Annotated in this window: 20 protein-coding genes; 8 read left to right on the forward strand and 12 right to left on the reverse strand. The window is 72.4% G+C overall.

The features are described from left to right. Positions 1–129 precede the first annotated feature (129 nt). Positions 130–1428, reverse strand: a complete 1299-nt coding sequence (locus PSH25_RS05985; protein ID WP_238658054.1) for an ABC transporter substrate-binding protein — start codon at positions 1426–1428, stop codon at positions 130–132. 239 nt (positions 1429–1667) lie between these two features. Here PSH25_RS05985 and PSH25_RS05990 point away from each other — a divergent pair, with 239 nt between their 5' ends. The 5 genes from PSH25_RS05990 (at position 1668) to PSH25_RS06010 (ending at position 8982) form a co-directional block, all read left to right on the forward strand. Beyond that, the gene (locus PSH25_RS05990; RefSeq protein ID WP_238658055.1) at positions 1668–2867 is read left to right on the forward strand and encodes an ROK family transcriptional regulator; all 1200 of its coding nucleotides are present in this window, start codon (positions 1668–1670) and stop codon (positions 2865–2867) included. A 227-nt stretch (positions 2868–3094) separates the two neighbouring features. Next, positions 3095–5728, forward strand: coding sequence for a discoidin domain-containing protein (locus PSH25_RS05995; RefSeq protein WP_238658056.1), 2634 nt, complete (start codon positions 3095–3097; stop codon positions 5726–5728). A 485-nt stretch (positions 5729–6213) separates the two neighbouring features. Further along, positions 6214–6570, forward strand: a complete 357-nt coding sequence (locus tag PSH25_RS06000; protein WP_238658057.1) for a YciI family protein — start codon at positions 6214–6216, stop codon at positions 6568–6570. Between the two features lie 2 nt (positions 6571–6572). Continuing rightward, a complete protein-coding gene (locus PSH25_RS06005) occupies positions 6573–7781 on the forward strand; it encodes an RNA polymerase sigma factor (protein WP_238658058.1) in 1209 nt (402 codons plus the stop codon). 67 nt (positions 7782–7848) lie between these two features. Then, a complete protein-coding gene (locus PSH25_RS06010; protein WP_238658059.1) occupies positions 7849–8982 on the forward strand; it encodes a carboxylate-amine ligase in 1134 nt (377 codons plus the stop codon). Between the two features lie 26 nt (positions 8983–9008). Here PSH25_RS06010 and PSH25_RS06015 read toward each other — a convergent pair whose 3' ends face one another. The 8 genes from PSH25_RS06015 to PSH25_RS06050 form a co-directional block, all read right to left on the reverse strand. Beyond that, the gene (locus tag PSH25_RS06015; RefSeq protein WP_238658060.1) at positions 9009–10790 is read right to left on the reverse strand and encodes an N-acetylglutaminylglutamine amidotransferase; all 1782 of its coding nucleotides are present in this window, start codon (positions 10788–10790) and stop codon (positions 9009–9011) included. Positions 10791–10879: 89 nt separating this feature from the next. Continuing rightward, complete coding sequence (locus PSH25_RS06020) at positions 10880–13549, reverse strand: carboxylate--amine ligase/circularly permuted type 2 ATP-grasp protein (RefSeq protein ID WP_238658084.1); 2670 nt, start codon at positions 13547–13549, stop codon at positions 10880–10882. 245 nt (positions 13550–13794) lie between these two features. Continuing rightward, the gene (locus PSH25_RS06025; protein ID WP_238658061.1) at positions 13795–15147 is read right to left on the reverse strand and encodes a cellulase family glycosylhydrolase; all 1353 of its coding nucleotides are present in this window, start codon (positions 15145–15147) and stop codon (positions 13795–13797) included. Between the two features lie 108 nt (positions 15148–15255). Continuing rightward, entirely contained in the window at positions 15256–16131 is an 876-nt protein-coding gene (locus PSH25_RS06030; protein WP_238658062.1) for a hypothetical protein, read from the reverse strand. A gap of 153 nt (positions 16132–16284) precedes the next feature. Then, entirely contained in the window at positions 16285–16887 is a 603-nt protein-coding gene (locus PSH25_RS06035; protein WP_238658063.1) for a dihydrofolate reductase family protein, read from the reverse strand. A gap of 132 nt (positions 16888–17019) precedes the next feature. Further along, positions 17020–17586, reverse strand: a complete 567-nt coding sequence (locus PSH25_RS06040) for a TetR/AcrR family transcriptional regulator (RefSeq protein ID WP_238658064.1) — start codon at positions 17584–17586, stop codon at positions 17020–17022. Positions 17587–17590: 4 nt separating this feature from the next. Next, a complete protein-coding gene (locus tag PSH25_RS06045; RefSeq protein WP_238658065.1) occupies positions 17591–18151 on the reverse strand; it encodes a carboxymuconolactone decarboxylase family protein in 561 nt (186 codons plus the stop codon). A 31-nt stretch (positions 18152–18182) separates the two neighbouring features. Then, positions 18183–18542 (reverse strand): hypothetical protein, encoded by a 360-nt coding sequence (locus tag PSH25_RS06050; RefSeq protein WP_238658066.1) that lies wholly within the window; start codon positions 18540–18542, stop codon positions 18183–18185. A 174-nt stretch (positions 18543–18716) separates the two neighbouring features. Between PSH25_RS06050 and PSH25_RS06055 the strand changes: the two genes are divergently transcribed. Then, entirely contained in the window at positions 18717–19694 is a 978-nt protein-coding gene (locus PSH25_RS06055) for an aldo/keto reductase (RefSeq protein WP_238658067.1), read from the forward strand. Here PSH25_RS06055 and PSH25_RS06060 read toward each other — a convergent pair. Genes PSH25_RS06060 through PSH25_RS06070 form a run of 3 tightly spaced genes read right to left on the reverse strand, consistent with a single transcriptional unit; the run spans position 19688 to position 22813 of the window. After that, positions 19688–20452, reverse strand: a complete 765-nt coding sequence (locus PSH25_RS06060) for a YqjF family protein (RefSeq protein WP_238658068.1) — start codon at positions 20450–20452, stop codon at positions 19688–19690. The genes PSH25_RS06055 and PSH25_RS06060 overlap by 7 nt on opposite strands. 37 nt (positions 20453–20489) lie before the next feature. After that, entirely contained in the window at positions 20490–21683 is a 1194-nt protein-coding gene (locus PSH25_RS06065; protein ID WP_238658069.1) for a winged helix DNA-binding domain-containing protein, read from the reverse strand. Next, a complete protein-coding gene (locus PSH25_RS06070; protein WP_238658070.1) occupies positions 21680–22813 on the reverse strand; it encodes an epoxide hydrolase family protein in 1134 nt (377 codons plus the stop codon). The genes PSH25_RS06065 and PSH25_RS06070 overlap by 4 nt, the downstream gene beginning before the upstream one ends. A gap of 62 nt (positions 22814–22875) precedes the next feature. Here PSH25_RS06070 and PSH25_RS06075 point away from each other — a divergent pair, with 62 nt between their 5' ends. Beyond that, complete coding sequence (locus tag PSH25_RS06075; RefSeq protein ID WP_238658071.1) at positions 22876–23844, forward strand: helix-turn-helix transcriptional regulator; 969 nt, start codon at positions 22876–22878, stop codon at positions 23842–23844. Positions 23845–23939: 95 nt separating this feature from the next. Continuing rightward, a complete protein-coding gene (locus PSH25_RS06080; protein WP_238658072.1) occupies positions 23940–24863 on the forward strand; it encodes an RNA polymerase sigma factor in 924 nt (307 codons plus the stop codon). The last annotated feature ends 61 nt before the right edge of the window (positions 24864–24924 follow it).

Genomic DNA, 24924 nt, shown 5'->3' on the forward strand with positions numbered 1-24924 from the left:
GGCGACCCGGCCCGGGGTTCGCGCCGGTCGGCGTCCGGCGCGGTGGTGCTGGTTGCCATCGGGGTCCTCTCGGAGGCGGTGGCCGTGGCCGGGCTCAGCGCCCGACCACGGCCACCGGTGACGCCTCGGTCAGCGCATCTTCTGCTGCGCGTCGGTCAGCTTGGCCTTCACCGACTCCTCGGTGACCGGCTTGCCGCTGGCCGCGTCGGCGAACAACTCCTTCATCGCGGTGCCGACCAGGGTCTCGAAGGTGCTCTCCTCGGGCACCTGCGGCAGCGGGGCCGCGGTGGTGACCAGGGTCTCCTGGATGGTCTTCTGCTCCGGGGCGCTGAACGCCGGGTCGGAGGCCGCGGTCTTCACCGCCGGCAGCGAGCCGTACGTCTTGTTGAGGATCGTCTGCTCCTCGTCGCTGGTCATGAACTTGACGAAGCTCAGCGCGCCGTCCTTGTTCTTGGTGTGCTTGAAGACCGCGATGTTGATCCCGGCGACCATGCTGTTGACCTTCTTGCCGCCGGCCGGCGGGTTGGCCAGGAACGGCACCGGGGCAACCCCGTACGCGTCGGCGGGCATGTTCTGCGTCTTCAGGTTCGAGCCGGCGGACTGCCAGAGCAGCATGGCGGCCTTGCCGTTGGCGAAGTCGGAGACCGCCTGGTTCTGCGCGTACTCGGCGTTGCTCGGGTTGGTGATCTTGTCGGCGGCCATGAAGTCGATGTACCGCTTGATCGCCGAGACGTTCTGCGGGGTGTCGAAGGTCGGCTTGCCGGCCGAGTCGAACCACTCACCGCCGTACTGCTGGCTGAAGGCGAACGCGTGGTGGGCGTTCTCCGACGGGTTGGCCCCCTCGATCGCCAGGCCCCACTTGCCGCCGGTGCTCAGCTTCTTGCCGTACTCGGCGACCTGCTCCCAGGTGGTCGGGGGTGCGGTGATGCCGGCGTCGGCGAACGACTTCTTGTTGTAGTACAGGCTGTACGCCATGCTGTAGATCGGCACGGCCGCGGGCGGCTTGCCGGGGGCGCCGGCGGCGGCGAGCGCGGCGGGCACGATCCGGTCCTTGCCGCCGACGGCCTGCAGGGTGGCGTCGTCGAACTCGACCAGCGCGCCGGTGGCCTGCAACGACGCCGACCAGGTGTTGCCGATGTTGACCACGTCCGGGCCCTTGCCGGAGGTGGCGGCGGCCAGCAGTCGGTTGAGCAGGTCGGGCCAGGGGACCACCTCAACGTTGACCTTGATGCCGGTCTGCTTCTCGAACTTGTCCAACTCCGGCTGGAGGATCGTCTTGTCGGCCTCCAGGCTGGCACCCTGGTTGCTGGCCCAGTAGGTGAGCGTCTTGGCGCCTGCGGCGGAGTCGTCGCCGGAGCCACCGCAGGCCGTCAACGAGGCGGCGGCCAGTACGGCGGCGGTGAATATCCCGAGGTGTCGTCTCGACACGGTTAGCCCTTCCGGTGCGTGGTGGGGGGTCCGCCGACCTCCGTCGCCGATAGGGGTTGTGAGGCGACGGGCGGCCGGCTGCGGACAGGGGTCGGGGGTGCGCCGTCGGGGTCCGTCGGCGTTTCCCGGGAGTTACATCACGGCTTAAATTATGTCGTCATTAAAGTTGCTGGTCGGTGGGTCGTCAAGCACGAGGCGGTTACAGTCGCCTCGAACGGCCGACGGGAACGAGGTGACGAGTGGAGCTGGCGCGTGCCACCAACCGCAGTGTGCGGCTGCGCAACCGGTCCGCCCTGCTGACCAAGCTCTTTCTGGACGGCCCGCTCACCCGGCAGGACCTGGTGCGCAGCACCGGGCTGAGTCAGCCCGCGGTCAGCAACGTGGTGGCCGACATGATCGACGAAGGGCTGGTCGCCGAGGCCGGCGCCGCCGAGTCCGACGGTGGCCGGCCCAGCATGCTGCTGCGCATCGCCCCCCGCTTCGCCTTCGTGATCGGCGTGGACGTCGGCGAGACCCGGGTCCGGGTGGAGCTGTTCGACTTCGCGATGACCCTGCTGGCCAGCGTCGAGTACCCGCTCGACCCGGCCCGTACCGAGCCCGACCTGGTGGCCGGGCACGTGCTGGCCGGCATCGACGCGGTCACCGGGTCGGCCGGGGTGGCCCCCGGCGACGTGCTCGGCGTCGGCATCGGCGTCTCCGGCGTGGTCGAGCAGGGCACCGAGGCCGTCGTGCACGCCCAGGCGCTCGGCTGGGACCGGGTGCCGCTGGAGCGGCTGATCGGCGCCGGCACCGGCCTGCCCCTGCACATCGACAACGGCGCGAAGACCCTCGGCCAGGCCGAGATGTGGTTCGGCGCCGGCCGGGGCGCCCGGCACGCCGTCTTCGCGCTTGTCGGCTCCGGGGTGGGCGCGTCGGTGGTGACCAACGGCGCCACCTACCGCGGCGCGTCCAGCAGCGCGGGGGAGTGGGGGCACACCACCCTGGTGTACGGCGGCCGGGCCTGCCGGTGCGGCGCGCGCGGCTGCCTGGAGGCGTACGTCGGGGCGGAGGCGATCATCGACCGCTACCGGGAGGCGCGCCGGGGTCGTCCGGTGCCGGGCGAGGACGAGGAGTCCCAGATCGCCGCGCTGGTCGCCGCCGCCGAGACCTCGGCCACCGCCCGACGGGTGCTGGACGACACCGCCGGCTACCTCGGCGCCGGGGTGGCCAACCTGATCAACCTGTTCAACCCGGAGCGCGTGGTGCTCGGCGGCTGGGCGGCGATGGCCCTCGGCGACCTGCTTCCGGCGGTGCGGGAGGCGGCCGGTCGGCAGGCGCTGCGCCAGCCGTACGAGCAGGCGTCGATCGAGCTGTGCCGGCTCGGGGTGGACGCGGTGGCGCTGGGCGCGGCCACCCTGCCGATCGCCCGCTTCCTCACCGAGGGCGGCGTCCGCCGCTGAGCGGAGGCGACGGCACCACCGACGGCAAATTACACAAAAAAGATCCTCGGGATAAATAACGAAGTTATAGATCGATGTCTTGACGCCGTCGCAATCTCGCCGCAACACTCCTACGAGAGCGCTCTCCGACCCGCGACGCCGCATCGGCGGCACCACCCACGGCGCCACGGGGCGAGCCGATCCCATCCGCGCGGCACCCCCCGTAACCCCTAGCGACAGGCGATGTCATGACATCTCGTGCAACATCCGTACGCCCGCGTCCCCGACGGGCCGTCCGGCACCTGCTCGTCGGGCTCACCGTGGCCCTGGTCGCGGCGCTCACCCCGACCGGCGCCACCACGCCCGCGCAGGCCGCGCCCACCCTGCTGTCCCAGGGCCGCCCCGCCACCGCCTCGTCCAGCGAGAACGCCGGCACCCCGGCCTCCGCAGCCGTCGACGGCAACACCGGCACCCGCTGGGCCAGCACGTTCAGCGACCCGCAGTGGCTCCAGGTCGACCTGGGCGCCCGGGCCACCATCAGCCAGGTGAACCTGCTCTGGGAGGGCGCCTACGGCCGGGCCTTCCAGCTCCAGACCTCCGACGACGGTGCCACCTGGACGACGATCTACTCGACCACGACCGGCACCGGCGGCACCCAGAACCTCACCGTCACCGGCGCCGGCCGCTACGTACGGATGAACGGCACCGCCCGGGGCACCGGCTACGGCTACTCGCTCTGGGAGTTCCAGGTGTACGGCGAGACCGGCGGCACCACGCCCACCTGCGGCAGCACCAACGTCGCGCAGGGCAGCCCGGCGACCGCCTCGTCCAGCCAGGACGCCGGCCTCGCCGCCTCCGCGGCGGTCGACGGCAACCCGGGCACCCGCTGGGCCAGCGCCGCCAGCGACCCGCAGTGGCTGCGCGTCGACCTCGGCAGCACCCGCACCATCTGCCGGGTGGTGCTCACCTGGGAGGCCGCGTACGCCCGGGCCTTCCAACTCCAGACCTCGGCCGACGGGGCCACCTGGACGACGATCTACTCCACCACCACGGCCACCGGCGGCACGCAGTCCCTCACCGTCACCGGCAGCGGACGCTACCTGCGGGTGTACGGCACCGCCCGGGGCACCGCCTACGGCTACTCCCTGTGGGAGTTGGCGGTGAACACCACCGGCGGCACCAGCGAGCCTCCGGTCGGCACGACCGACCCGTACAACCCCAACCTCGGGCCGAACACGTTCGTCTTCGACCCGAGCACGCCGACGTCGACCATCCAGAGTCGACTGAACACCCTCTTCACCCAGCAGGAGACCAACCAGTTCGGCCCGCAGCGCTACGCGGTGCTGTTCAAGCCCGGCACCTACACCGCCGACGTCAACCTCGGCTTCTTCACCCAGGTCGCCGGCCTGGGCATGAGCCCCGACGACGTCAACCTCAACGGCCACGTCCGTACCGAGGCGTTCTGGATGGGCGGCAACGCCACCCAGAACTTCTGGCGGGCCGCCGAGAACCTCTCGGTCACCCTGCCCGCCGGGCAGACCGTGGAGCGGTGGGCGGTCTCCCAGGCCGCGCCGTACCGACGGATGCACCTGCGCGGCGCGCAGAACCAGATCCAGCTCTGGAACGGTGGCGACGGCTGGTCCAGCGGCGGCCTGCTCGCCGACACCCGCATCGACGGCCTGGTCGTCTCCGGCTCGCAGCAGCAGTGGTACTCCCGCAACAGCGAGTTCGGCAACGGCTGGACCGGCTCGGTCTGGAACATGGTCTTCCAGGGCGTCAACGGCGCTCCCGCGCCGAGCTTCCCCAACCCGTCGCACACGGTCATCCCGCAGACCCCGCAGGTCCGGGAGAAGCCGTTCCTGTACGTCGACGGCACCGGTGAGTACCGGGTCTTCGTGCCGGCGCTGCGCACCAACTCCACCGGCACCAGCTGGTACAACAAGACCCCGGCCGGCTCGTCCATCTCGCTGTCGCAGTTCTTCGTGGTCCAGCCCGGCACCAGCGCCGCCACCATCAACGCGGCCCTCGCCCAGGGGCGGCACCTGCTCTTCACCCCGGGCGTGCACCACGTCACCGAGCCGATCCAGGTCAACCGGGCCGACACCGTCGTCCTCGGTCTCGGCCTGGCCACCATCCAGGCCGACAACGGCGCCGTGGGCATGCGGGTGGCCGACGTGGACGGCGTGAAGGTGGCCGGCATCATGTTCGAGGCCGGCACGACGAACTCGCCGGTGCTGATGGAGGTCGGGCCGTCCGGCTCGTCCGCGAGCCACGCCACCAACCCGACCTCGCTGCACGACGTGTTCTTCCGCATCGGCGGGCCGCACGTCGGCAAGGCCACCAACACGCTGACCGTCAACAGCGACAACGTGATCGGCGATCACATGTGGCTGTGGCGGGCCGACCACGCCGCCAGCGGCGTACCGACCGGGTGGACGCTGAACACCGCCGACACCGGGCTCACCGTCAACGGCGACAACGTCACCATGTACGGCCTCTTCGTCGAGCACTACCAGAAGTACCAGACCATCTGGAACGGCAACGGTGGGCGGACGTACTTCTACCAGAACGAGCTGCCGTACGACGTGCCGAACCAGGCGGCCTGGATGAACGGGTCGACCCGGGGCTACGCCGCGTACAAGGTGGCCGACTCGGTGACCAGTCACCAGGCGTTCGGGCTGGGCAGCTACAGCTACTTCAACGTCAACCCCGCGGTGGTCGAGGAACGGTCCTTCGAGGTGCCCACCAACCCGAACGTGCGCTTCACGAACATGGTCACCGTCTCGCTCGGTGGCGTCGGCACCATCAATCGGGTGATCAACAACGCCGGTGGCACCGCGAACGCGGCCAACCAGACGGTGTACCTGACCACCTACCCCTGACCGGGGCGCCCGCGCCGGCCCGGACCTCTGACGGACCGGGTCGGCCGGGTCGCACCGTGGGCCGCAGCCGGCCCGGTCCCGCCGAGACCGGGCCGGCTGCGGTCGTGCCGCTCTACCGGCTCCGGTCGCGGCACCGGCGGACCGTACCGCCGTCCTTCGTCCTTTGCTCTGCACCCGCCGACGCACCACCCGGGCCCGGACACCGTCGCCTCCGCGGGTGCAGAGCAAAGGGCACGCCGACCACGGGGCCGCGCCGGTCGCCGAGTCACTGTCGCCTCCGCGGGTGCAGAGCAAAGGGCACGCCGGTCATGGGGCCGCGCCGGTGGCCGAGTCACTGTCGCCTTTGCGGGTGCAGAGCAAAGGGCACCAACCGCGGGCCGGGCCGGACGCCCGAGAATTTTCCGCCGGCCTGTCGATCTGGGCGGCGGCCGATCGTGTGGAGGATGAGAGGTCGGCGACGGGCCGGCCGTCCGTGAGGAGGAACGATGACGCTCTACCTGCTCAGCATCAACCAGCCGCAGGGTGAGCTGCTGCCGGAGCCGGAGTTCCTGGCCGGGGTGATGCGTCAGGTCGGCGAGCTGCGCGACGAGCTGACGTCCGCCGGGTCGTGGGTCTTCGGGCAGGGCCTGCACGGTCCGGAGACCTCCACCGTGCTGCGTCCCCTCGACGGCGAGGTGCTCATCACCGACGGACCGTTCGTGGAGGGCAAGGAGTACCTGGGCGGCGTCACCATCATCGACGTACCGGACCTCGACGCCGCCCTGCACTGGGGGCGCCGCTACGCGCTGGCCACCACCCTGCCGATCGAGGTGCGCCCCTTCCAGGGCGGGGCCGGCGACTGACCGTGCCCAACGTGGAGGCGGTGTTCCGCGCGGAGTACGGCCGCGCGGTCGCCGTCCTGGTCCGCCTCCTCGGCGACATCGATCTCGCCGAGGAGGCCGTCCAGGAGGCCTTCGTGGTCGCGGTGGCGCGCTGGTCGACGACCGGCCTGCCGCCCAGTCCGGCCGGGTGGATCATCACCACGGCCCGGAACCGGGCGATCGACCGGCTGCGCCGCGACACCTCCCGGGCCGACCGGCACGCCCAGGCGGCCCTGTTGTTCGCCGCCGACCCGCCAGCGCAGGAGGGACCCGTGCGCGACGACCGACTCCGGCTGATCTTCACGTGCTGCCATCCGGCGCTCGCCCCGGCGGCCCGGGTCGCGCTCACCCTGCGCCTGCTCGGCGGCCTGAGCACCGCCGAGATCGCCCGGGCCTTCCTGGTGCCGGAGCCGACGATGGCGCAGCGGTTGGTCCGTGCCAAGTCGAAGATCCGGAAGGCTCGGATCCCGTACCGGGTGCCTCGCGACGCGGACCTGCCCGACCGGCTGCACGGCGTCCTCGCGGTGCTCTACCTGATCTTCAACGAGGGGTACACGGCCAGCGCCGGCCCGCACCTGATCCGCGCCGAGCTGTGCGTCGAGGCGATCCGGTTGACCCGGCTGCTGGTCGAGCTGATGCCCGACGAACCGGAGGCGCTCGGTCTGCTCGCGTTGATGCTGCTCACCGAGTCCCGCCGCAACGCGCGGACCAACGCCGAGGGTGAGCTGGTGGCGCTGCCGAGCCAGGACCGGGCCCGGTGGGACGCCGAGCTGATCACCGAGGGGCAGGCGCTGGTCCGCCGCTGCCTGCGCCGCGACCGGCCCGGGCCGTACCAGATCCAGGCCGCGATCGCCGCCGTGCACAGCGCCGCGCGGCGCCCCGCCGACACCGACTGGGCTCAGATCCTTCAGCTGTACGACCAGCTGACGGTGGCCGCCCCCAGCCCGGTGGTGGCGCTGAACCGGGCCGTCGCGCTCGCCGAGGTGGCCGGACCGGCGGTGGCGCTGGCCGAGGTGAACCACCTCGACGTGACCGGCTTCCACGTCTACCACGTGATCCGCGCCGACCTGCTGGCTCGGCTCGGTCGGGGCGGGGAGGCTGTCGAGGCGTACCGGACGGCCGTCGCCCTGACGGACAACGCGGCCGAACGGGCCTTTCTCACCGCACGCGCGACGGCCCTGGCGACGCCCTAAGGGGGCGTTTGCCGCAGGGGCGGCCGGGAACCCGAGGCACCGCCGCAGCAGGGGATGGGGAGGGGCCATGGCGTACCGTCCGACCGTCGTCGACACCGCGCCCGACCTGTCCACCCTCACGCTCGGCGTGGAGGAGGAGTTCCTGCTGCTCGACCCGGACAGCGGCCGGAACCTGCCGGTGGCCGACCAGGTGCTCGGCGCGCTGCGCGGCCCGGCCCGGGACCAGAGCCGCCAGGAGTTCCGGCACAGCATGGTGGAGATGGTCACCCCGGTCTGCGCCGACCTCACCGAACTGCGCGCGCACCTGGTGGCGCTGCGCCGCTCCGCCGCCGAGGCCGCCACCGCGGCCGGGGCCCGACTGGTGGCCGTCGGCGCCACCCCGCTGGCCGAACCGCACCGGACGGTCCCCGACGAACCGCGCTACCACGCGATGTCGCGCCGGTACGGGCCGGTGGCCCACGACCCGGCGGTGTGCGGCTGTCACGTGCACGTCGGGCTGCCCGACCGGGAACTGGCCGTGCAGGTCTGCAACCACCTGCGGGTGTGGCTGCCCGTGGTGCAGGCGATCACCACCAACTCGCCGCTGCACGACGGGCACGACACCGGGCACGCCAGTTGGCGCTCGATGCAGCTGGAACGGTGGCCCAGCATCGGGCCGACGCCGTACTTCGACTCGGCCGCCGACTACGACCACACGGTCGACCAGCTGATCGCCGCCGGCATCATGCTCGACGCGGCGATGGTCTACTGGTACGCCCGCCCGTCGTCGGCGTACCCGACGGTGGAGGTGCGGGTCGGTGACGTCTGCACCGAGGTGGACGACGCGGTGCTGGTCGCCGCGCTGGTCCGGTCCCTCGTGGCCACCCTCGCCGACGACGTACGCGCCGGGGTGACCGCCCCGGACGTCCGGGACTGCCTGGTCGCGGCGGCGCACTGGCGGGCCGCCCACGACGGTCTCGACGGCGAGCTGATCGACCTCCGGGCCGGTGGCACCCGACCCGCCTGGGCGCTCGTCGACGACCTGATGGCGGTGATCGCCCCGGCCCTGCTGCGCCACGGCGACCTCGGGTACGTGTTGGCGCAGCTGGCCCGACTGCGCCGCGACGGCACCGGCGCGGCCCGGCAGCGGCAGGTGTTGGAGCGAACCGACGACCTGCGCGCGGTCGTCGACGACCTGATCGCCCGCACGGCCACCGGCTGACCGCCCGTCTGAGCGGGCCCGGCGGCTCAACGGATGTCGTGGGTCTGCAGCCACAGCTCCAGCAGGCCGAGTTGCCACAGCTTGTTGCTGCCGGCCGCCGCCTCTGCCCGGTCCGGCTCGGCGAGCAGGTGTGCCACGTACTCCGGGCGGAACAGCCCCCGCTCGCGCGCGGCCGGCGCCTGCAACGCCTCGGCGACCAACTCGCGCACCGGGCCGTCCACCTTGCGCAGCGCCGGCACCGGGAAGTAGCCCTTCGGCCGGTCGATCACCTCGTCCGGGACGATGCCCCGACTCGCCGCCTTCAGCACACCCTTGCCGCCCTGCGCCAGCTTCAGGGCGGGTGGGCAGGCCGCGGCCAGCTCGACGACCTCGTGGTCGAGGAACGGCACACGGGCCTCCAGCCCCCAGGCCATCGTCATGTTGTCGACCCGCTTGACCGGGTCGTCGACAAGCATCACCAGGCTGTCCAGGCGCAGCGCCGCGTCCAGCGCGGTGTCCGCGCCGGGTGCGCCGAAGTGCGCGGCGACGAACTCCAGGCTGGCGTCGTGGTCGAGCATCCACTCGGGCGCCAGGTGCCCGCCGAGCGCGTCGTGGCGACGATCGAAGAACACCCGGGCGTACGCCTCGACGGCGTCCGCGCGGGCCACGTTCGCCATCGGCGGGTACCAGTCGTAGCCGGCCAGGATCTCGTCGGCGCCCTGCCCGGACTGCACCACCGTGATCCGCTGCGAGACCTCCTCGGAGAGCAGGTGGAACGCGACGCAGTCGTGGCTGACCATCGGCTCGCTCATCGCCGCGATGGCCTGGTGCACGGCCGGGACGAACCGCTGCGCGCCGATGCGGATCTGGTGGTGGTCGGTGCCGAAGTGCCGGGCCATCAGGTCGGAGTAGTGGAACTCGTCGCCGCTCTCCCCCGCCGCCGCCTCGAAGCCGATGCTGAAGGTGGCCAGGCCGGTCTGGCCCTGCTCGGCCAGCAGGGCGACGATCAGGCTGGAGTCGAGACCACCGGAGAGCAGCACGCCGACCGGCACGTCGGCGACCATCCGCCGGCGTACGGCGGTGCGCAGCGCCGCCATCAGTCGTTCCTGCCACTCGTCGGCGGACATGGCGGGGGCGGCGGCCCGGTTGAACTCCGGCCGCCAGTAGGTGGTGTCGGTGCTCCGCCCGTCCGCGGTGATCACCCGCACGGTGGCCGGCGGGAGTTTGCGGACCCCGGCGAGGATCGTGCGCGGCGGCGGCACCACCGAGTGGAAGCTCATGTAGTGGTGCAGCGCCACCGGGTCGAGGTCGGTGTCCACGTCACCGGCGGCGAGCAACGCCGGCAGGGTCGAGGCGAAGCGCACCCGGCCCGGCCCCTCGGCCAGGTAGAGCGGCTTGATGCCGAGCCGGTCCCGGGCCAGCACCAGGGTGTGCGTGGCCAGCTCGACCAGGGCGAACGCGAACATCCCGTAGAACCGCTCGACGCAGGCCGTCCCCCACCGGTGGTACGCCTTGAGGATCACCTCGGTGTCCGAGGTGGACCGGAAGGAGTAACCGGCGGCGGTCAGCTCGTCGCGCAGCTCCCGGTAGTTGTAGATGCAGCCGTTGAAGACCAGGGCCAGGCCCAGCTCGGAATCGACCATCGGCTGGGCGCCCGCGTCGGACAGGTCGATGATGCGCAGCCGGCGGTGCACCAGGGCAACCGGCCCCTGCTGCCACCGGCCCTCGCCGTCCGGGCCCCGGGAGGCCAGCTCCGGGAGCATCCGCTCGACGGCGGCCACGTCCGGTGGCGCCCCGTCGAGGCGGAACTCGCCTCCGATACCGCACATGGCACGCACCTCTCATCGGCTGGGGCCGCTGACCGGTCCAGGCTTGGCGGACCGGGTTGCGTCCCGATGACGGATGGGTCAAGCGTGGGTTACACCGACGGTTCGTCGGCTCCGCCGAGCAGCCAGGTGTCCTTCGACCCGCCACCTCGCGACGAGTTGACGATCATGCTGCCGGCCGGCGCCACCCGGGTCAGCGCCACCGGCGCCACCTCGGCGGTGTCACCGAGGAACACGAACGCCCGCAGGTCGACGTGGCGGGGAGCCAGCGCCGCGCCGTCGAAGACCGGGTGCGTGGTGAGCGCGATCATCTCCTGGGCGATCCACCGGTGCGGGGCCGCGAGGATCTGCTCCCGGACGGCGTCCAGCTCCTCCGCCTCGGCCCGAGGACCGATCACCACCCGGTCACCGCCGTACCCGTCGACCGGCTTGAGCACCAGCTCGTCGAGCCGGCCCAGCACCTCGGCCCGCTGCTCGGGCAACCCACACAGGTACGTCGGCACGTCCCCCAGCAGCGGCTTCTCGCCGAGGTAGTACTCGATCAGCCGGGGCACGTACGCGTACAGCGCCTTGTCGTCACCGACACCGTTGCCCAGCGCGTTGGCCAGCGTGAGCCGCCCGGCGTGCACCGCGGCGAGCAGCGGCCACCCCAGCGGCACCCCGTCCGCGCCCGGCGCGTGCAGCAGCGCCTCCTCGTCCATCCGCAGATAGATCACGTCGACCTCGCGGCGGCAGCCCTCGCGGACCAGCCGGACCCGGCCCTCCTCCACCAGCAGGTCACTGGTCTCGGTCAGCGGCACACCCATCTCGTCGGCGAGCAGCCGGTGCTCGAACCACGCCGGGTCACCCGGGCCGCTGCTGAGCACCACCACGGCGGGGTCGTCGGCCGCGGCGGGCGCTGCGGCGACCAACGCCCGGTACAGCATCGCCGGCGTCTCGTCGGCGGGTAGCAGGTCCGCCGGCACCGGCAGCTCCGGCAGCACCGCCCGGGTCAGCCGACGGTTCTGCACCGCGTAGCCGATCCCGGAGGGCACCCGCAGGTTGTCCTCCAGCACGTACCAGCCGCCGTCCGGGTCCCGGACGAGGTCGGTGCCGGACACCTGGGCGCGGGTGCCCCGCCGGCCCATCAGCGCCCCGGTCGGGCGCAATCCGGGTGAGGACTCCACCACCCACGCCGGCACCACGCCGTCGGCCACCACGGCCCGGTCGGCGTAGACGTCCCGCAGGAACGCGTCGAGGGCACGGGCGCGCTGCACCAGGCCGGTCCGCAGGGTCCGCCAGTCGGCGGCGGGCACCACCCGGGGCACCAGGTCCACCGGGAAGAGCCGGGTGCTCGCCTCGCCGGCCACGCTGAACGTCACCCCCCGGGCCCGCTGCTCCTCGTCCCGGTCGTGTTCGCGTTGACGCAGGACGCCGGCGCCGAGCTGACGCAGGGCCGCGAGCATCGGGGCGTACGCCGGCTGCGGCCCGGCCGGTCCGAAGACCTCGTCGCCGACGTCGGCGTACGTGGGCAGCGCCGGCGGTGTGGGCGCACCCGGCAGCGGCCCTCGGGCCCGGCCCCGGGTCTCGTCGAGCAGCAGGTCGACCACGTCGGCCAACCGGCCACGTCGCTCGTACGCCCGCCGCTGCCGGGCGGCGGAGCTGCCGCGTTCCAGCGCGTACCGGGTCAGCTCGCTGACCTGCTCCCAGTCCCCGGTCGCCGCCAACTGTGGGCGCAGGTCGGTCACCAGGCGGCGGACCGCCTGGGCGGCCGACACCGGTCGGGCCGACCGGGGCAGGTCGAGCAGGTCGCCTTCCAACCCGGAGCGGGCCGCCCGCCACACGGCGGCGCGCAGCACCGGTGGTCGGACGGCCGTGCGCTCCACCCCGGCGCGCAGGGCGGCGACCTCCCGCCGGACGAGGGCCCGGAACAGGCCGGTGAGCAGGACGATGGTCTCCACGTCGGCGTTGGCGTCGGTGATCCGCAGCTCCACGGTGGGCACGTGCGCCGACGGCCGGACGTCGAAATAGATCATGGCGGGGTCGGTGATGGTCTCCGAGGCGATCAGCTCCGCGACCAGCGCCTCGTGGTCCGCGGCGCTGGTCACCTCGCCCGGGTCCCCGGCGGTGGGCCAGCGCTGCCAGACCAGCGACCGGACGCTGGCGTAGCCGCTGTCCTGGCCCATCCAGTACGGCGAGCTGGTGGAGAGGGCGAGCAACACCGGCAGCCACGGCTGGACCCGGCGGGTGACCGCCACCGCCAGGTCCCGGTCGGAGACGCCGACGTGCACCTGCGCTCCGCAGATCAGCTGCTCCCGGGCGAGCATCTGGTACTCGTCGAGCATCCGCCGGTAGCGGGAGGTGGGAGTGACACTGGGATCGCCGTCGGCGCGCAGCGGCACCGTACCGGCCGCCACGATGCCCAGCCCGGCCCGGTCGGCGACCTGGACGGCCGCCTGCCGCAGCCGGGTCAGCTCGGCGCGGATCTCGTCCAGCGTGCGGCAGACCGCGGTGTTGGTCTCCACCACGCTGCGGTGCAGCTCGGCGGTGAACGAGGCCGCCGGCAACCGGTCGAGCAACTCCCCGGCCCGGGGCACCAACTCCCGGGTGTGCAGGTCGACGACGTGGAACTCTTCCTCCACCCCGATCGTGGCCAGGTCCGCCGGATCGTCGTCGTCCAGCGACAGGGCCGGGTTCGGGCGGGGGGTGGGCAGCGTCTGGCCGTTGCCGGACCGGCCCACCGGCCCGTCGTACGTCGGCGCGTTCGTGGTGTTGTCGGCCATGGTCACCCCGGTTCGCGTGTCGGTCTCGACTGGTCCGACGAGCGTTCCCAGGGTTGGTACCGGGGGTGTTTCCGGCGCGTTAAGGTGGCGCGCCCGTTCTGGCCGGGCTGCTCAGCGACGGTGATCGGCGGCTACACACCGGCCTGGGGCGCACGGAGTTGGTGATGTCGGGGTGTCCCGCCGGCCTGGACACCCCGACACCAGCAGTCTCGATTCGATCAATCGCGGTCAAGCCGCGGCCGGCGTCACCTCATGTTCGCCACCACGAACGGCGCGTGGCCGTGCAGGTAGTTGGTCCACCCGCCGGTCACCGGCGCGCCCGGGCTGAGCAGGTTGGTGGTGTCGGTGCCGACGTCGAGCTTCCAGGCCGTCCAGGAGATGCCGTTGGTCTTCATCCAGTCGATCCAGGACTGCGCCTCCGGCAGGCAGGCCCGGCCGTCGAGGCCGCCGTCGGCGTTACTGGCGCCCCACTCGGTGACGAACAGCGCCAGACCCGCGCGGATCGCCGCGTCGCCCTTGGCGCGCAGCGACGCCCCGTGCGTGCAGGAGTAGAAGTGCAGCGTGTACATCAGGTTGGTGCCGGTGACCGGGCTGGCCGCCGCGACGTCCACGTCCTGTGACCAGGTCGGGGTGCCGAGCACGATGATGTTGTCCGGGTCGGCGGCGCGGATCGCGGACACCACCGCCTGGTGGTACGGCTTGATGACGTTGGCCCAGCTGACCTGGAGCGGCTCGTTGTAGGGCTCCCAGATGACGTTGGGCAGGTTGCCGTACCGGCGGGCCAGGTCACCGAAGAACGCGACCGCCTGGGACTGGTTGTTCTGCGCCTCGTGCGCGTGCCAGTCGACGATCACGTAAACACCGGCCCTGACCGCGTTGTTGATGATGGTCTCCACCTGCGCGCGCGCCTTGGCCGGGTCGCTGAGGTACGCCCCCGCCGGCTCCACACCCATGGCCGCGCGGATCACCTGGAGGTTCCAGTTGTCGCGCATCCAGGTCAACGCGGAGAGGTTCTCGGCGTACGGGGCGGTCTCCCAGTTGAGCCACATGCTGCTGATGCCCCGCAACTGCACCCGGGCGCCGGACCTGTCGCACATCGTCGTGCCGCAGACCCGAAGCTGCCCGTACCGCTCGACCGGAGTGCCGGTGGTCGGCGGCGGAGTGGTCGGCGGCGGAGTCGTGGGCGGCGGGGTGGTCGGGGGCGGGCCGCCGGCGCAGGACGCGCCGTTCACGGTGCAGTTGAGCGGGGTGCCGGAGCCGTTGACGAGGAAGCCGAACGAGGTGGAGGCGCCGGCGGCGAGGGTGCCGTTCCAGGACACGTTGGCGAAGGTGTAGTGGCTGCCCGAGGTGGTCTGCTGTGCGTTCCACGACTGGCTGACGGTCGAGGTGGACGGCAGGTCGAACTCGACCCGCCAGCTGGTGATCGGTGCGGAGGTGTCGTTGGTGACGGTGACCTGTCCCTGGTAGCCATTGCCCCAGTTGTTCGTCACGGAGAACACGGCGGTCGCCGCGCTGGCGGGTGTGGCGGCTACCACTGCCACCCCACCGGCGAGCAGGCCGGCGACGGCCAGAGTCGTGACAAGTCTCAGTGTGCGCATGCGGAACCCGCTTCGGATCGACGGTGGTGGTCTGAGGCGGGGCGGCGCCTTCGCGCACAATATCGATCAGCTCCGATGGGAGCAAGGTGGAGGCGCTGACCGCAGGGGTCAGCGCCGCCGCCAGCGGAACCGACGTGGACCGGTCACGGCACCCGTGGGCACGCCGTCCCGGCCCAGCAACTCGGCGGCCACCCGGAGGTCCTCGGCGGGCTGCGCGGCGGCCGACCCCAAGAGCTTCACCAGCCGATCGCCCAGCGCCAGCACCACACCCGCGCGCTCGACGTCGCCGGTCATGGCCAGGCACCGCGCGTACAGCCCGTAGGTGTCCGCCAGCTCCCGGAGGCTGAGCGGACGCGCCGGGTCGTGCAGCGCCTGACGCAGCTCGCAGGCCCGCGACGCCGCCAGCACCGCGTCCCGGAGACCGTCCAGCGACGACGGTCGGGTGAGGTGCCGGTGCAGCAACGCGGTCGCCTGGTGGTGGTACGCCGCACCCAGCGCCTGCCGGGTGCCGGGCCCGGCCGACGGCGGGGACCCGACGGCCGTCAGCCCCACCGCGACCGCCCGGCCCAGCAACTCCCTGCGCGTCGCCGGCTGACCGGCCACGAACGCGACCTCCGCGAGGTCGGTCAGCGCGGCGATCAGCTCCGCGAGCGCGTCGTCCCGGGGCGGCGCGGCCACGTCGCCACCCTCGGCCGCCACCGCGTCGTACACCCGCTCGAAGATCGCGACCGCCTCGCCGCCGGGCGCCATCCCCTCGGCGGCCCGACCACGCGCGGACAGCAGCATTCCGCGCCACCTCAGCGCCCGCGCCAACTGCTGCTGGTCGTGCCGGTCGGGCCGAACCGAACCGCGCGCCGCCTGCCGGTAGGCGTCGATCACCCGTATCCACAGGCGGTCGGCGTCCGCCCAGCTGTCCGGCCGCCGCGACCACTCCCGCGCCTGCTCGAACAGCCTGCTCCGCTCGTCCGGTCCCACGTGCCGCACCGCCCTCCACGCCGGCCACCCGCGACCGACGCCGCAGACAGTGACCGTCATCGATTCTAGGGGGAGTCGGCCGTTCGCCGGACGGCGCGGCCCGACCTTCGGCGCGAGCGCGCAACGGGGGACCGACCCCGACCGGGCCGGTCCCCGAGAGGTTCAGGCCGCTGGGCGTACCCGGTAGGCCAGGTGGGTGACGCCGTCGCCCTCGACGACCTGGAACGGGCCGTCCAGCTGCAGTGGCGCGATCTTCAGGTCGGCGAAGAGCGGGACGCCGGCACCGAGCAGGACCGGGACGAGGTCGACGTGCACCTCGTCGAGGAGGCCAGCCTCGACGACCTGGGCGGCGATGGTGCCGCCGTTGACACCGACCTGCTTGTCGCCGGCGATCACCTTCGCCCGGGCGATGGCGCTCTCGATGCCGTCGGTGACGAAGACGAAGGAGTCGTTCTCGGGTGCCCAGCCCTCCGGCACGCTGTGCGTGACCACCACGACGGGCACGTCCATCGGATGCCGGCCACCCCACCCGCTGGTGATGTCGAAGAGCCGCCGGCCGACGACGAGCGCGCCGGTCCGCTCGTTGAGATCCCGCAGGTGCCGGGCGCTCGCGGCGGACGTCCGAAAGGTCATCTCGGGATTGGCCGTCGGCGTCTCGACGTCGCCGTTGGCGTACCACTGGAAGAGGTACTCGAAGCCACCGTGGGACGCGTCCGCGATGTAGCCGTCCAACGACATCGTCGCCCCGGTCGTCACCTTCGTCATCGATCCACTCCTCGGTTCGTGCCGTGTCGGCTCGTCGGCGGGACCGGGTGTCCCCGGCCCTCACCCATGGTCGAAGCCGGCGCGGCAGTCCTCGACACGTACGCCGAACTTTTCTCTCGGCGCCAGCTGTCGTCAGGAGCGCAGCGCGTTCAGCACCAGGTCGGCGTACCGGCGCCAGACCGCCGGGTCGCGCTCGTCGAGGACGATGAGCTGCCGGACCACCCCGCAGAGGAGCACCCGGATGTCCAACACCCCGGCGTCCTGGCGGATCTTGCCGGACGACCGGGCCGCCGTCACCAACTGCCCGATCAGGTCCAAGATCCGCGCGGCGGGCACCAGCCTGCCCTCGAAGAACGCGTCGGCGAGGACCCGGTCGCGCGCGAGGCGTCCGAACAGGTCGGGCACGAAGGAACACCACTCCCGGTACGCGTCGGCGCCGTCGAGCGCCGCGCGGGTGCGCTGCTCAAGCTCCTGGAACTGCTGCTGGACCACCGCGACGATCAGGTCTTCCTTGCTGGGGTAGCTGCGGTACACCGTCGCGCGGCCCACCCCGGCCCGGTCCGCCACCTGCGGCACCGTCACCTGCAGACCCTGCTCGGCGAAGAGCTCCCGGGCGGCGGCGATGACTCGCTCCTGGTTACGACGAGCGTCCAGCCGCCGATGGGGAGCATCCGGGTCACTCGGCGTCGGTGGGGTCATGGCCTCAGTCTGCCCGCTCGGTCTCGTCGGTCAGCAGCGGCTCGTCGCCGTACACGGTGGTCAGCTCGACGTTCAGCACCGTGGCCACCCGGCCGAACGACCAGTAGTAGCCGACCACCTGGAGCACCTCGACGATCTCGCGCTCGCTGAGGATGTGCCGCACCTGGTCGAAGAGGTGGTCGGGAACGCGCGGTGACCGCACCACCTCGGCGGCGAACCGGATGAGCGTCCGGTCGTACGCGGAAAGGTCCGGGCTGTCGAGGTGCCGGCTGCTGATGATCTCGCGGGTGCGCTTGTCGACGCCGGCCGCCTCGGACATCGGACGATGCTGGGCCGCCACGAACTCGCACCCGGTGTACTCGGCCACGGTGAGGATGACCAGTTCCCGCGAGCGAGCGGGCAGCTCCAACGAGGTGAACTGCGCCCTCGCGAGCTGGATGAAGAGGGCCACCGTGCCGACCGAGTGGGTCAGCATCTTGACCATCGGGTCGGGCGGCAGGGCGGACAGGACGTCGCGGACGTCGACCGGGATCGCGTTCGGGTCGGGGTCGGCAAGGCGGGGCATGGCTCACTCCTGCGGTGGTCGTCGGGATGGTTCAGGCGGGCAGGTCGAAGCCTGTCTCGCTGAGGTGGCGGAAGCGGCCGTCCTCGGCGTACGACCCGAAGATGGCGATCTCCCGCCGGGCGGTCGACCCGTCGGCCAGGGTGATCTCGTAGACGTGTCGTTCGGCGTAGCGGAGACCGTCGCGCAGTTCGTCGAGGACCCGTACGGTGCCGCTGACGATTTGCTCGCGTACCCGGGTCACCATCTCGACGAATCCGGCCCGGTCGAGGGTCTCGCCGTCGCTGCGGTGGGTGTAGTCGGGGGCGTAGAACTCGTCGAGCGCCGCGGTCAGGTCGCGGGTCGGCTCGAAGACCACGGCGCGCAGGGCGTCGCTGATCCGTACCTGAGTCATGGGGGCCTCCTCCTGGGTCACTGCCGGAAACACAAACGGACTCGCAGGTCCGCTTAGCCCCCACCGTACCGGACTCCCGGGTCCGCTTCCGGTGAGAGTCGTCACGTACCCGGCGAGCGGCCGCGCCCCCCACGGCGGGTGCGGGTCGGCCGCTCCGGTCGTAGCGTGGGGCGCATGCGAACCACCACGCTGGGCAGCACCGGACCCGAGGTCGGCGTCATCGGCCTCGGCTGCATGGGCATGAGCCACGGCTACGACATCACCGGCCCTCGCGACGACGACACGTCGATCGCCGTCATCCGTCAGGCACTGGACCTGGGCGCGACACTGATCGACACGTCGGACGTGTACGGGCCGTACACCAACGAGGAGCTGGTCGGGCGGGCGCTGGCCGGCGGTCACCGGGAGCGGGCCGTGCTGGCCACTAAGGTCGGCCTGATGGCCACCTCCCCCACCGGCGGCCCCGGCAACTCACCGAAGATCGGCAACAACGGCCGCCCGGAGCACATCCGCGCGGCGATCGACGAGAGCCTGCGCCGGCTCGGCACCGACCACGTCGACCTCTACCAGTTGCACCGGGTCGACCCGGAGGTGCCCATCGAGGAGTCCTGGGGTGCGATGGCCGAGGTCGTGGCGGCGGGCAAGGCGCGGCAGCTCGGGCTGTCCGAGGTGACCGTCGCGCAGATCGCGCGGGCCCAGGCGGTGCATCCGGTGGCGTCGGTGCAGTCCGAGTTGTCACTGTGGACCCGCGACCCGTTGGCCGAGGTGTTGCCGTACTGCGCCGAGCAGGGCATCGCGTTCCTGCCGTTCTCCCCGCTGGGCCGGGGTTTCCTCGCCGGCCGGTTCACCTCGTTCGACGACCTGCCCGCCGACGACTTCCGGCGTGGCCTGCCGCGCTTCCAGCAGGACGCGCTGCGCGCCAACCTCGCCATCGTCGCCCGGGTCCGGGAGATCGCCGACCGGGCGGGCCTCAGCCCCGCGCAGGTCGCCCTCGCGTGGGTGGTCGCCCAGGGTGACCAGGTCATCCCGATCCCCGGCACCAAGACCCCGAAGTATCTGGTGGACAACTGCGCCGCCGCTGACGTTCGGCTCAGCGCCGAGGACCTGGCCGACCTGGACGCGCTGCCCGCACCCGAGGGTGGCCGCTACTGAGATTCCGGCGGCCCGGCACTGCGCGGCCGGGCCGCCACCGGCGGGCCGAACCTCACCCCGACACCGGGTGAGTAGAGCACGCTGACCGGCGGTCCAACCGGTGCCGGCAGCCCGGCGGCGGCGACCAACTCGTCATCCAGGTGCAGCACCTCGGCCCGGTGCAGCGGCCAGCTCGGATGCCAGTTCGGCAGGTGCAGGGTGCGCCCGTACGCCCGGGTGTGCAGCCCCCAGCGGGCCGTGACGAAGTGTTCGAGGGGGGTCGGTTCGGCGATCCGCTCCCCCACCCGCACCACCATCCGGCTCGTCGCGCCCGCCGGCCCCGGCCAACGCCGCCGGCAGCGGTAGGTGCGACGGTCGCCGTCGCGATCCAACCGCATCGACGACCAGAGGTACGGCAGGCGCAGCGTCGCCCGCGCCACCAGCACCGGCAGCAGGCGGGACGCGTCGAGCGACCGGAACACGACCGCTCGTCGGCCGGCGTCGTCGACCGAGTAGAGCCGGACGTTGGTCTCCCAGAAGGTGCCGAAGTATGGCACCCCCGGCCCACGGCCGAAGCCCAGCCCGACCATCCGGAAACCGATCAGGCCGACATAGCTGACCCCCCGCATCGTGTCCGGACGAGTGCCGGCGGGCAACAACGGCGCGACCACCTCCGGAGCGACGGCCCAGTGCAGGAAGGTCAGGTCCTCCCAGCGCTGGCGCAGGAGCGCCCAGGGGAACGCCTGCCGGGGCGCGTGGTCGACCGGTTCGGGGTGCACGCCCTCATCCTGGCCCAGGCGGTGGGCCGGCGGGGTCTCAGGCGTGCGGACCGACACTGACGGTGCCGATGGCCAGCGACGCCGTGCCCTCCAGGATCTCGCCGACCCGCTCCACCTCCTCCGCCAGCGCCCGCTGCATCGCGGCTCCGAGCGTCCGCAGCGGCTCGACGGTGACGTGAATGGACCGGCCGGAGCGGCGTTGATGCCACACGCCGGCGACCACCCCGTCGACCAGCAGCACCGGATAATTACCGGCCTGGCCACCGGCGAGCGCCCGCTCGGCGGCGGCACCGGGGAAGAGCCGTTCCCGGGGGTGGCAGCCGACCGCGTACGCGTCGAAGTACGGCAGCAGCCGCAACCCGGACGGCCGGTCGTCGGGGAACCCGGTGTCGTCGGCGGCCACCCAGGCCGGGGTGCCCTCCACCGTCACCTCGGTCAGGTCCAGCGAGCCGAAGAGCCACGTCGCCCACCCCGGCGGCACGGCCAGCCACCGGGCGAACTGCGCCGGGGTGGCCGGTCCGTACGCGTACAGGTAGCTGCGGACGAGGGCGGCCAGGGCGGCGGGACCCGGCATCGGCGCGAAGTCGGGCAGCCACCGGGTCGGGCTGGTGTACGTGCTGGCCCGACCGCGGTTCGGGCCGAAGCAGATCACCCCGCCCCGGGTGGCGGCGGTCATCGCGGCCATCCAGCGGGGCCATTTGTCCTGGAACGCCTCCATGACCAGGTCGCCCGCCCACGGGCCGGTACGGGCGACGATCTCCTCGGTCAGCTCGGCGGTGGTCAGGTCGGCCTCGGCGACCGCGTCGGCGATGGCCGCGAGGACCTGCTCGGTCTGCCGGGGCGTCAGCAGGACCACATTGCGCTCCTGCGAGGGCGTCGGCAACGCGGTCAGCGCGCCGACCCACATCGGCAGGTCCACCGCGGCGAGCAGGTGCACGGTCCCGCGCGGCCCACGGGTCTTGACCAGGGTGCGGTCCGTCCACAGTGCCCGGCGCACGAGGTCGCGGGTCGCGCCCGGCACCCGCAGCCCGACGGACAACTCGGCGGCCGACGCGATCTGGGCGTGCGCGCCGCAGATCGCCGACACCACGTCGGCGACGCGTGCGGAGTCCGGTGCGGAGTCCGGTGCCGCGTCCGGTGCCGCGTCCCGTGCCGCGTTCGCCGCCGACGGGAGGAGCCGGTGCCGGGCAAGCCGTCGGGCGGACACCTGCGCCCAGCTCAGTTCGGTCATCGCAGGCCCGCGAAGAACGTGCGGATGTCCGCCGCGTGCGCCAGCGGTTCGTCCATCGCCACGAAGTGGCTGCCCGGGTTGCCCTGCGGCCAGTGGACGATGGTGTTGTCGCGCTCGGCGAGGCGACGCATCAGCGCGGACCCGCCGCCGTACACACCGGACGGCACCCGCCGCTGGCCTGTGGGCCAGGCGAAACCGCCGTCGTCGGCGACGGTGAGTCGCTCGTACATGGGCCACGACGACGTTCCGGAAGTGCCGGTGAACCAGTAGAGGCTCACGTTGGTGAGCAGGTGGTCCCGGTCGATGGCCTGCTCCGGCGTCGGCACCGTCATGGTGAACTCCTTGAACTTCTGCATCATCCACGCCAGCAACCCGACCGGCGAGTCGTTCCAGGCGTACGAGAAGGTCTGCGGCGCCGCTCGCAGCAGGGCGTGATGGTCCACGCCACCGCTCATCCACTGCTGCATCTGCTCCCACTCGGCGCGTTCCGCAGCGCTCATGTGCGGCACGTCGGCGGCGGTCGGGAAGCCGAACCCACCGTCGATGTGTACGCCGACGACCTGCTCCGGCGCCACCGCCGCCACCCGCGGTGCGACGTACGCACCGAGGTCGCCGCCCTGGGTGCCGTAGCGGTGGTAGCCGAGGCGGGCCATCAGCTCGGCCCACATCCGGGCGAGCCGGTCGATGGTGAACCCGGCCGGTGGCGCCTGCGAGAAACCGTAGCCGGGCACCGACGGCACCACCAGGTGAAACGCCTGCGTGGGATCCGCGCCGTGGGCGCGCGGGTCGGTCAGTGGGCCGATCAGCTCGGTGAACTCGACCACGGAGTTCGGCCAGCCGTGCGTCAGCAGCAACGGCAGCGCGTCCGGCTCCGGCGAGCGGACGTGCAGCAGGTGCACGTCCAAGCCGTCGATCTCGGTGACGAGTTGCGGGATCTCGTTCAGCCGCGCCTCGTGCGCCCGCCAGTCGTAACCACTCGCCCAGTACTCGCTCAGCTCACGGAGGTAGTCCACCGGCACCCCACGGCTCCAGCCGGTGCCGGGCAACGAGCGGGGCCACCTGGTGCGGGAGAGCCGGTCACGCAGGTCGTCCAGGTCCGACTGGGGGATGTCGATGCGAAATGGTGTCATGCCGGAAACGCTACGACCCATGTAGGACAGGTTCTGGCACACATGGCTGGCATTCTGGAGCCATGTCCGACACCCCCGCCCGACTGCTGGGCCTGCTGTCACTGCTGCAGACGCCCCGCGAGTGGCCCGGCAGCGAGTTGGCCACCCGGCTCGGCGTCAGCCTGCGCACCATCCGCCGCGACGTGGAGCGACTGCGTGACCTCGGCTACCCGGTGCAGGCGACGATGGGCGCGATTGGCGGATACCGCCTGGTCGCCGGCAAGGCGATGCCGCCGTTGTTGCTCGACGACGACGAGGCGGTGGCGATCGCGGTCGGCCTGCGCACCGCCGCCGGTCACGCGGTCGCCGGCATCGAGGAGGCCTCGGTACGGGCGCTGGCGAAGCTCGAACAGGTGCTGCCGTCCCGGTTGCGTCACCGCGTCAGCGCTCTGGGGGCGGCCACCGAACCGCTGCTCACCTGGGACCGGCCGACGGTCGACCCGGAGCGCCTGAGCGCGCTGGCCGCCGCCGTCAACAACCGGGAGCAGCTACGGTTCACCTACCGCCGTCGCGACGGTGTGGACACCGAACGGCGCGTCGAGCCGCACAAGCTGGTGTCGGCGGGCCGGCGCTGGTATCTGGTGGGCTACGACAACGACCGCGACGACTGGCGGATCTTCCGGGTCGACCGGATCTCCGACCTGCGGCCCACCCGGACCCGGGTCGCGGCCCGGCAACTGCCGGCGGCGGACGCCGCCTCGTTCATGACGGAGAAGCTACTTGAGCTGACGCCCGTCTACCGGGCGGTGGTGACGCTGTACGCGCCGGTCGAGCAGATGGCGGGCCCGCTCGGTGGCGCCGGCGTCGACCTGGAGCCGATCGACGCCACCTCGTGCCGGCTGCGCAGCAACGCCGACACGCTGGAGTGGCTGGCGTGGCGCCTGCTGACCCTCGGTTGCGACGTGGAGGTGCACGAGCCGCCGGAGTTGATCGCACACCTGCGGGAACTCGGCGTCCGGGCCACCCGCGCCGCCACCCCATCCGCAGGGTAGGACAGCCGACCGGCCCGGCGCATCGACGCGCCGGTCCGCCGTACGCTTGATGGAGCACAAGCGTTCAGAACAGGCTTTTCGGGGAGGAACTGGGCGTGACGCAGAGCGACGCGGAGCTGGTCATGCTCGCGCAGGCGGGAGACGCGGCCGCGCTCGGGGCGCTGCTGGCTCGGCACGAGGCCGGGATGCGCGCCGTCGCGGTGAGCGTCCTCGGTTACGGGCCGGACGCCGAGGACGCGGTGCAGGACACCATGGTCATCGCCCTGCGTCGCATCGGCGAGGTCCGCGACCCGAGCGCCGTCGGCCCCTGGTTGCGGGCCATCGTCCGCAACAACAGCCGGATGGCATTGCGCGGGCCCAGAGCCGTCCCGGTCGCCGAACCCGAGTGGTTCGCCGGCCCCGCCGACACACCCACCCCGGAGGAGGCACTGGACCGGGCCGTGATGCGCGACTGGGTGTGGCACTCCATCGGGCAACTGTCCGAACCTGACCGCCTCGTCACCCTGCTGCGGTACTTCAGCGACGCGTCCTCGTACGAGCAGATCGCGGCCGTGTGTGGCGTGCCGGTCGGCACCGTCCGCAGTCGCCTCAGCCACGCCCGCCGCGCGCTCGCCGGCGACCTCCGGACGGCGGCCAGCACGGCGCACGCGGACGTCACCACCTCGAACGACTCGCGGTGGCGGGAGGGCCGCGACATGATCGCCACGGCGATGGACGGCGACTTCGAGCGGGTGGTGCGCGCGAGCTGGTGGCCGGACGCCGAGATGGTCGTGCCGGGCGGCCCGCGCGGCGGCCGTGACCTGGCGATCAACGGCATGAACCGCGACCTGGCCGCCGGGGTCCGTCAGCGGCTGCGCAACGTGGTGGCCAGCGGCGACGTGCTGATCTGGGAGACCGACCTGATCAGCCCGCCCGACGACCCGGAGCACTGCCCACCCGCGGCGCTGTGGTTGCAGGTGCTGCGCGAGGGCCGGGTACGCCAACTCACCCTCTTCCACCCCGTCCCGGCGCGGGTCTGAGAAAACTTTCCCGACCGAGCGAACTTTCCCCTCGACCCGTGCATCTGGTCCGCGTCATGCA

Source organism: Micromonospora foliorum (genome assembly GCF_022229015.1).
Lineage (GTDB): Bacteria > Actinomycetota > Actinomycetes > Mycobacteriales > Micromonosporaceae > Micromonospora > Micromonospora foliorum.

What these genes read in the sequence shown, in the direction of transcription:
- PSH25_RS05995 (WP_238658056.1), top strand. Translation starts at nt 3,095, where the DNA reads ATGACATCTCGTGCAACATCCGTACGCCCGCGTCCCCGACGGGCCGTC.
- PSH25_RS06000 (WP_238658057.1), top strand. Translation starts at nt 6,214, where the DNA reads ATGACGCTCTACCTGCTCAGCATCAACCAGCCGCAGGGTGAGCTGCTG.
- PSH25_RS06010 (WP_238658059.1), top strand. Translation starts at nt 7,849, where the DNA reads ATGGCGTACCGTCCGACCGTCGTCGACACCGCGCCCGACCTGTCCACC.
- PSH25_RS06015 (WP_238658060.1), bottom strand. Translation starts at nt 10,790, where the DNA reads ATGTGCGGTATCGGAGGCGAGTTCCGCCTCGACGGGGCGCCACCGGAC.
- PSH25_RS06020 (WP_238658084.1), bottom strand. Translation starts at nt 13,549, where the DNA reads ATGGCCGACAACACCACGAACGCGCCGACGTACGACGGGCCGGTGGGC.
- PSH25_RS06025 (WP_238658061.1), bottom strand. Translation starts at nt 15,147, where the DNA reads ATGCGCACACTGAGACTTGTCACGACTCTGGCCGTCGCCGGCCTGCTC.
- PSH25_RS06035 (WP_238658063.1), bottom strand. Translation starts at nt 16,887, where the DNA reads ATGACGAAGGTGACGACCGGGGCGACGATGTCGTTGGACGGCTACATC.
- PSH25_RS06040 (WP_238658064.1), bottom strand. Translation starts at nt 17,586, where the DNA reads ATGACCCCACCGACGCCGAGTGACCCGGATGCTCCCCATCGGCGGCTG.
- PSH25_RS06045 (WP_238658065.1), bottom strand. Translation starts at nt 18,151, where the DNA reads ATGCCCCGCCTTGCCGACCCCGACCCGAACGCGATCCCGGTCGACGTC.
- PSH25_RS06050 (WP_238658066.1), bottom strand. Translation starts at nt 18,542, where the DNA reads ATGACTCAGGTACGGATCAGCGACGCCCTGCGCGCCGTGGTCTTCGAG.
- PSH25_RS06055 (WP_238658067.1), top strand. Translation starts at nt 18,717, where the DNA reads ATGCGAACCACCACGCTGGGCAGCACCGGACCCGAGGTCGGCGTCATC.
- PSH25_RS06065 (WP_238658069.1), bottom strand. Translation starts at nt 21,683, where the DNA reads ATGACCGAACTGAGCTGGGCGCAGGTGTCCGCCCGACGGCTTGCCCGG.
- PSH25_RS06070 (WP_238658070.1), bottom strand. Translation starts at nt 22,813, where the DNA reads ATGACACCATTTCGCATCGACATCCCCCAGTCGGACCTGGACGACCTG.
- PSH25_RS06075 (WP_238658071.1), top strand. Translation starts at nt 22,876, where the DNA reads ATGTCCGACACCCCCGCCCGACTGCTGGGCCTGCTGTCACTGCTGCAG.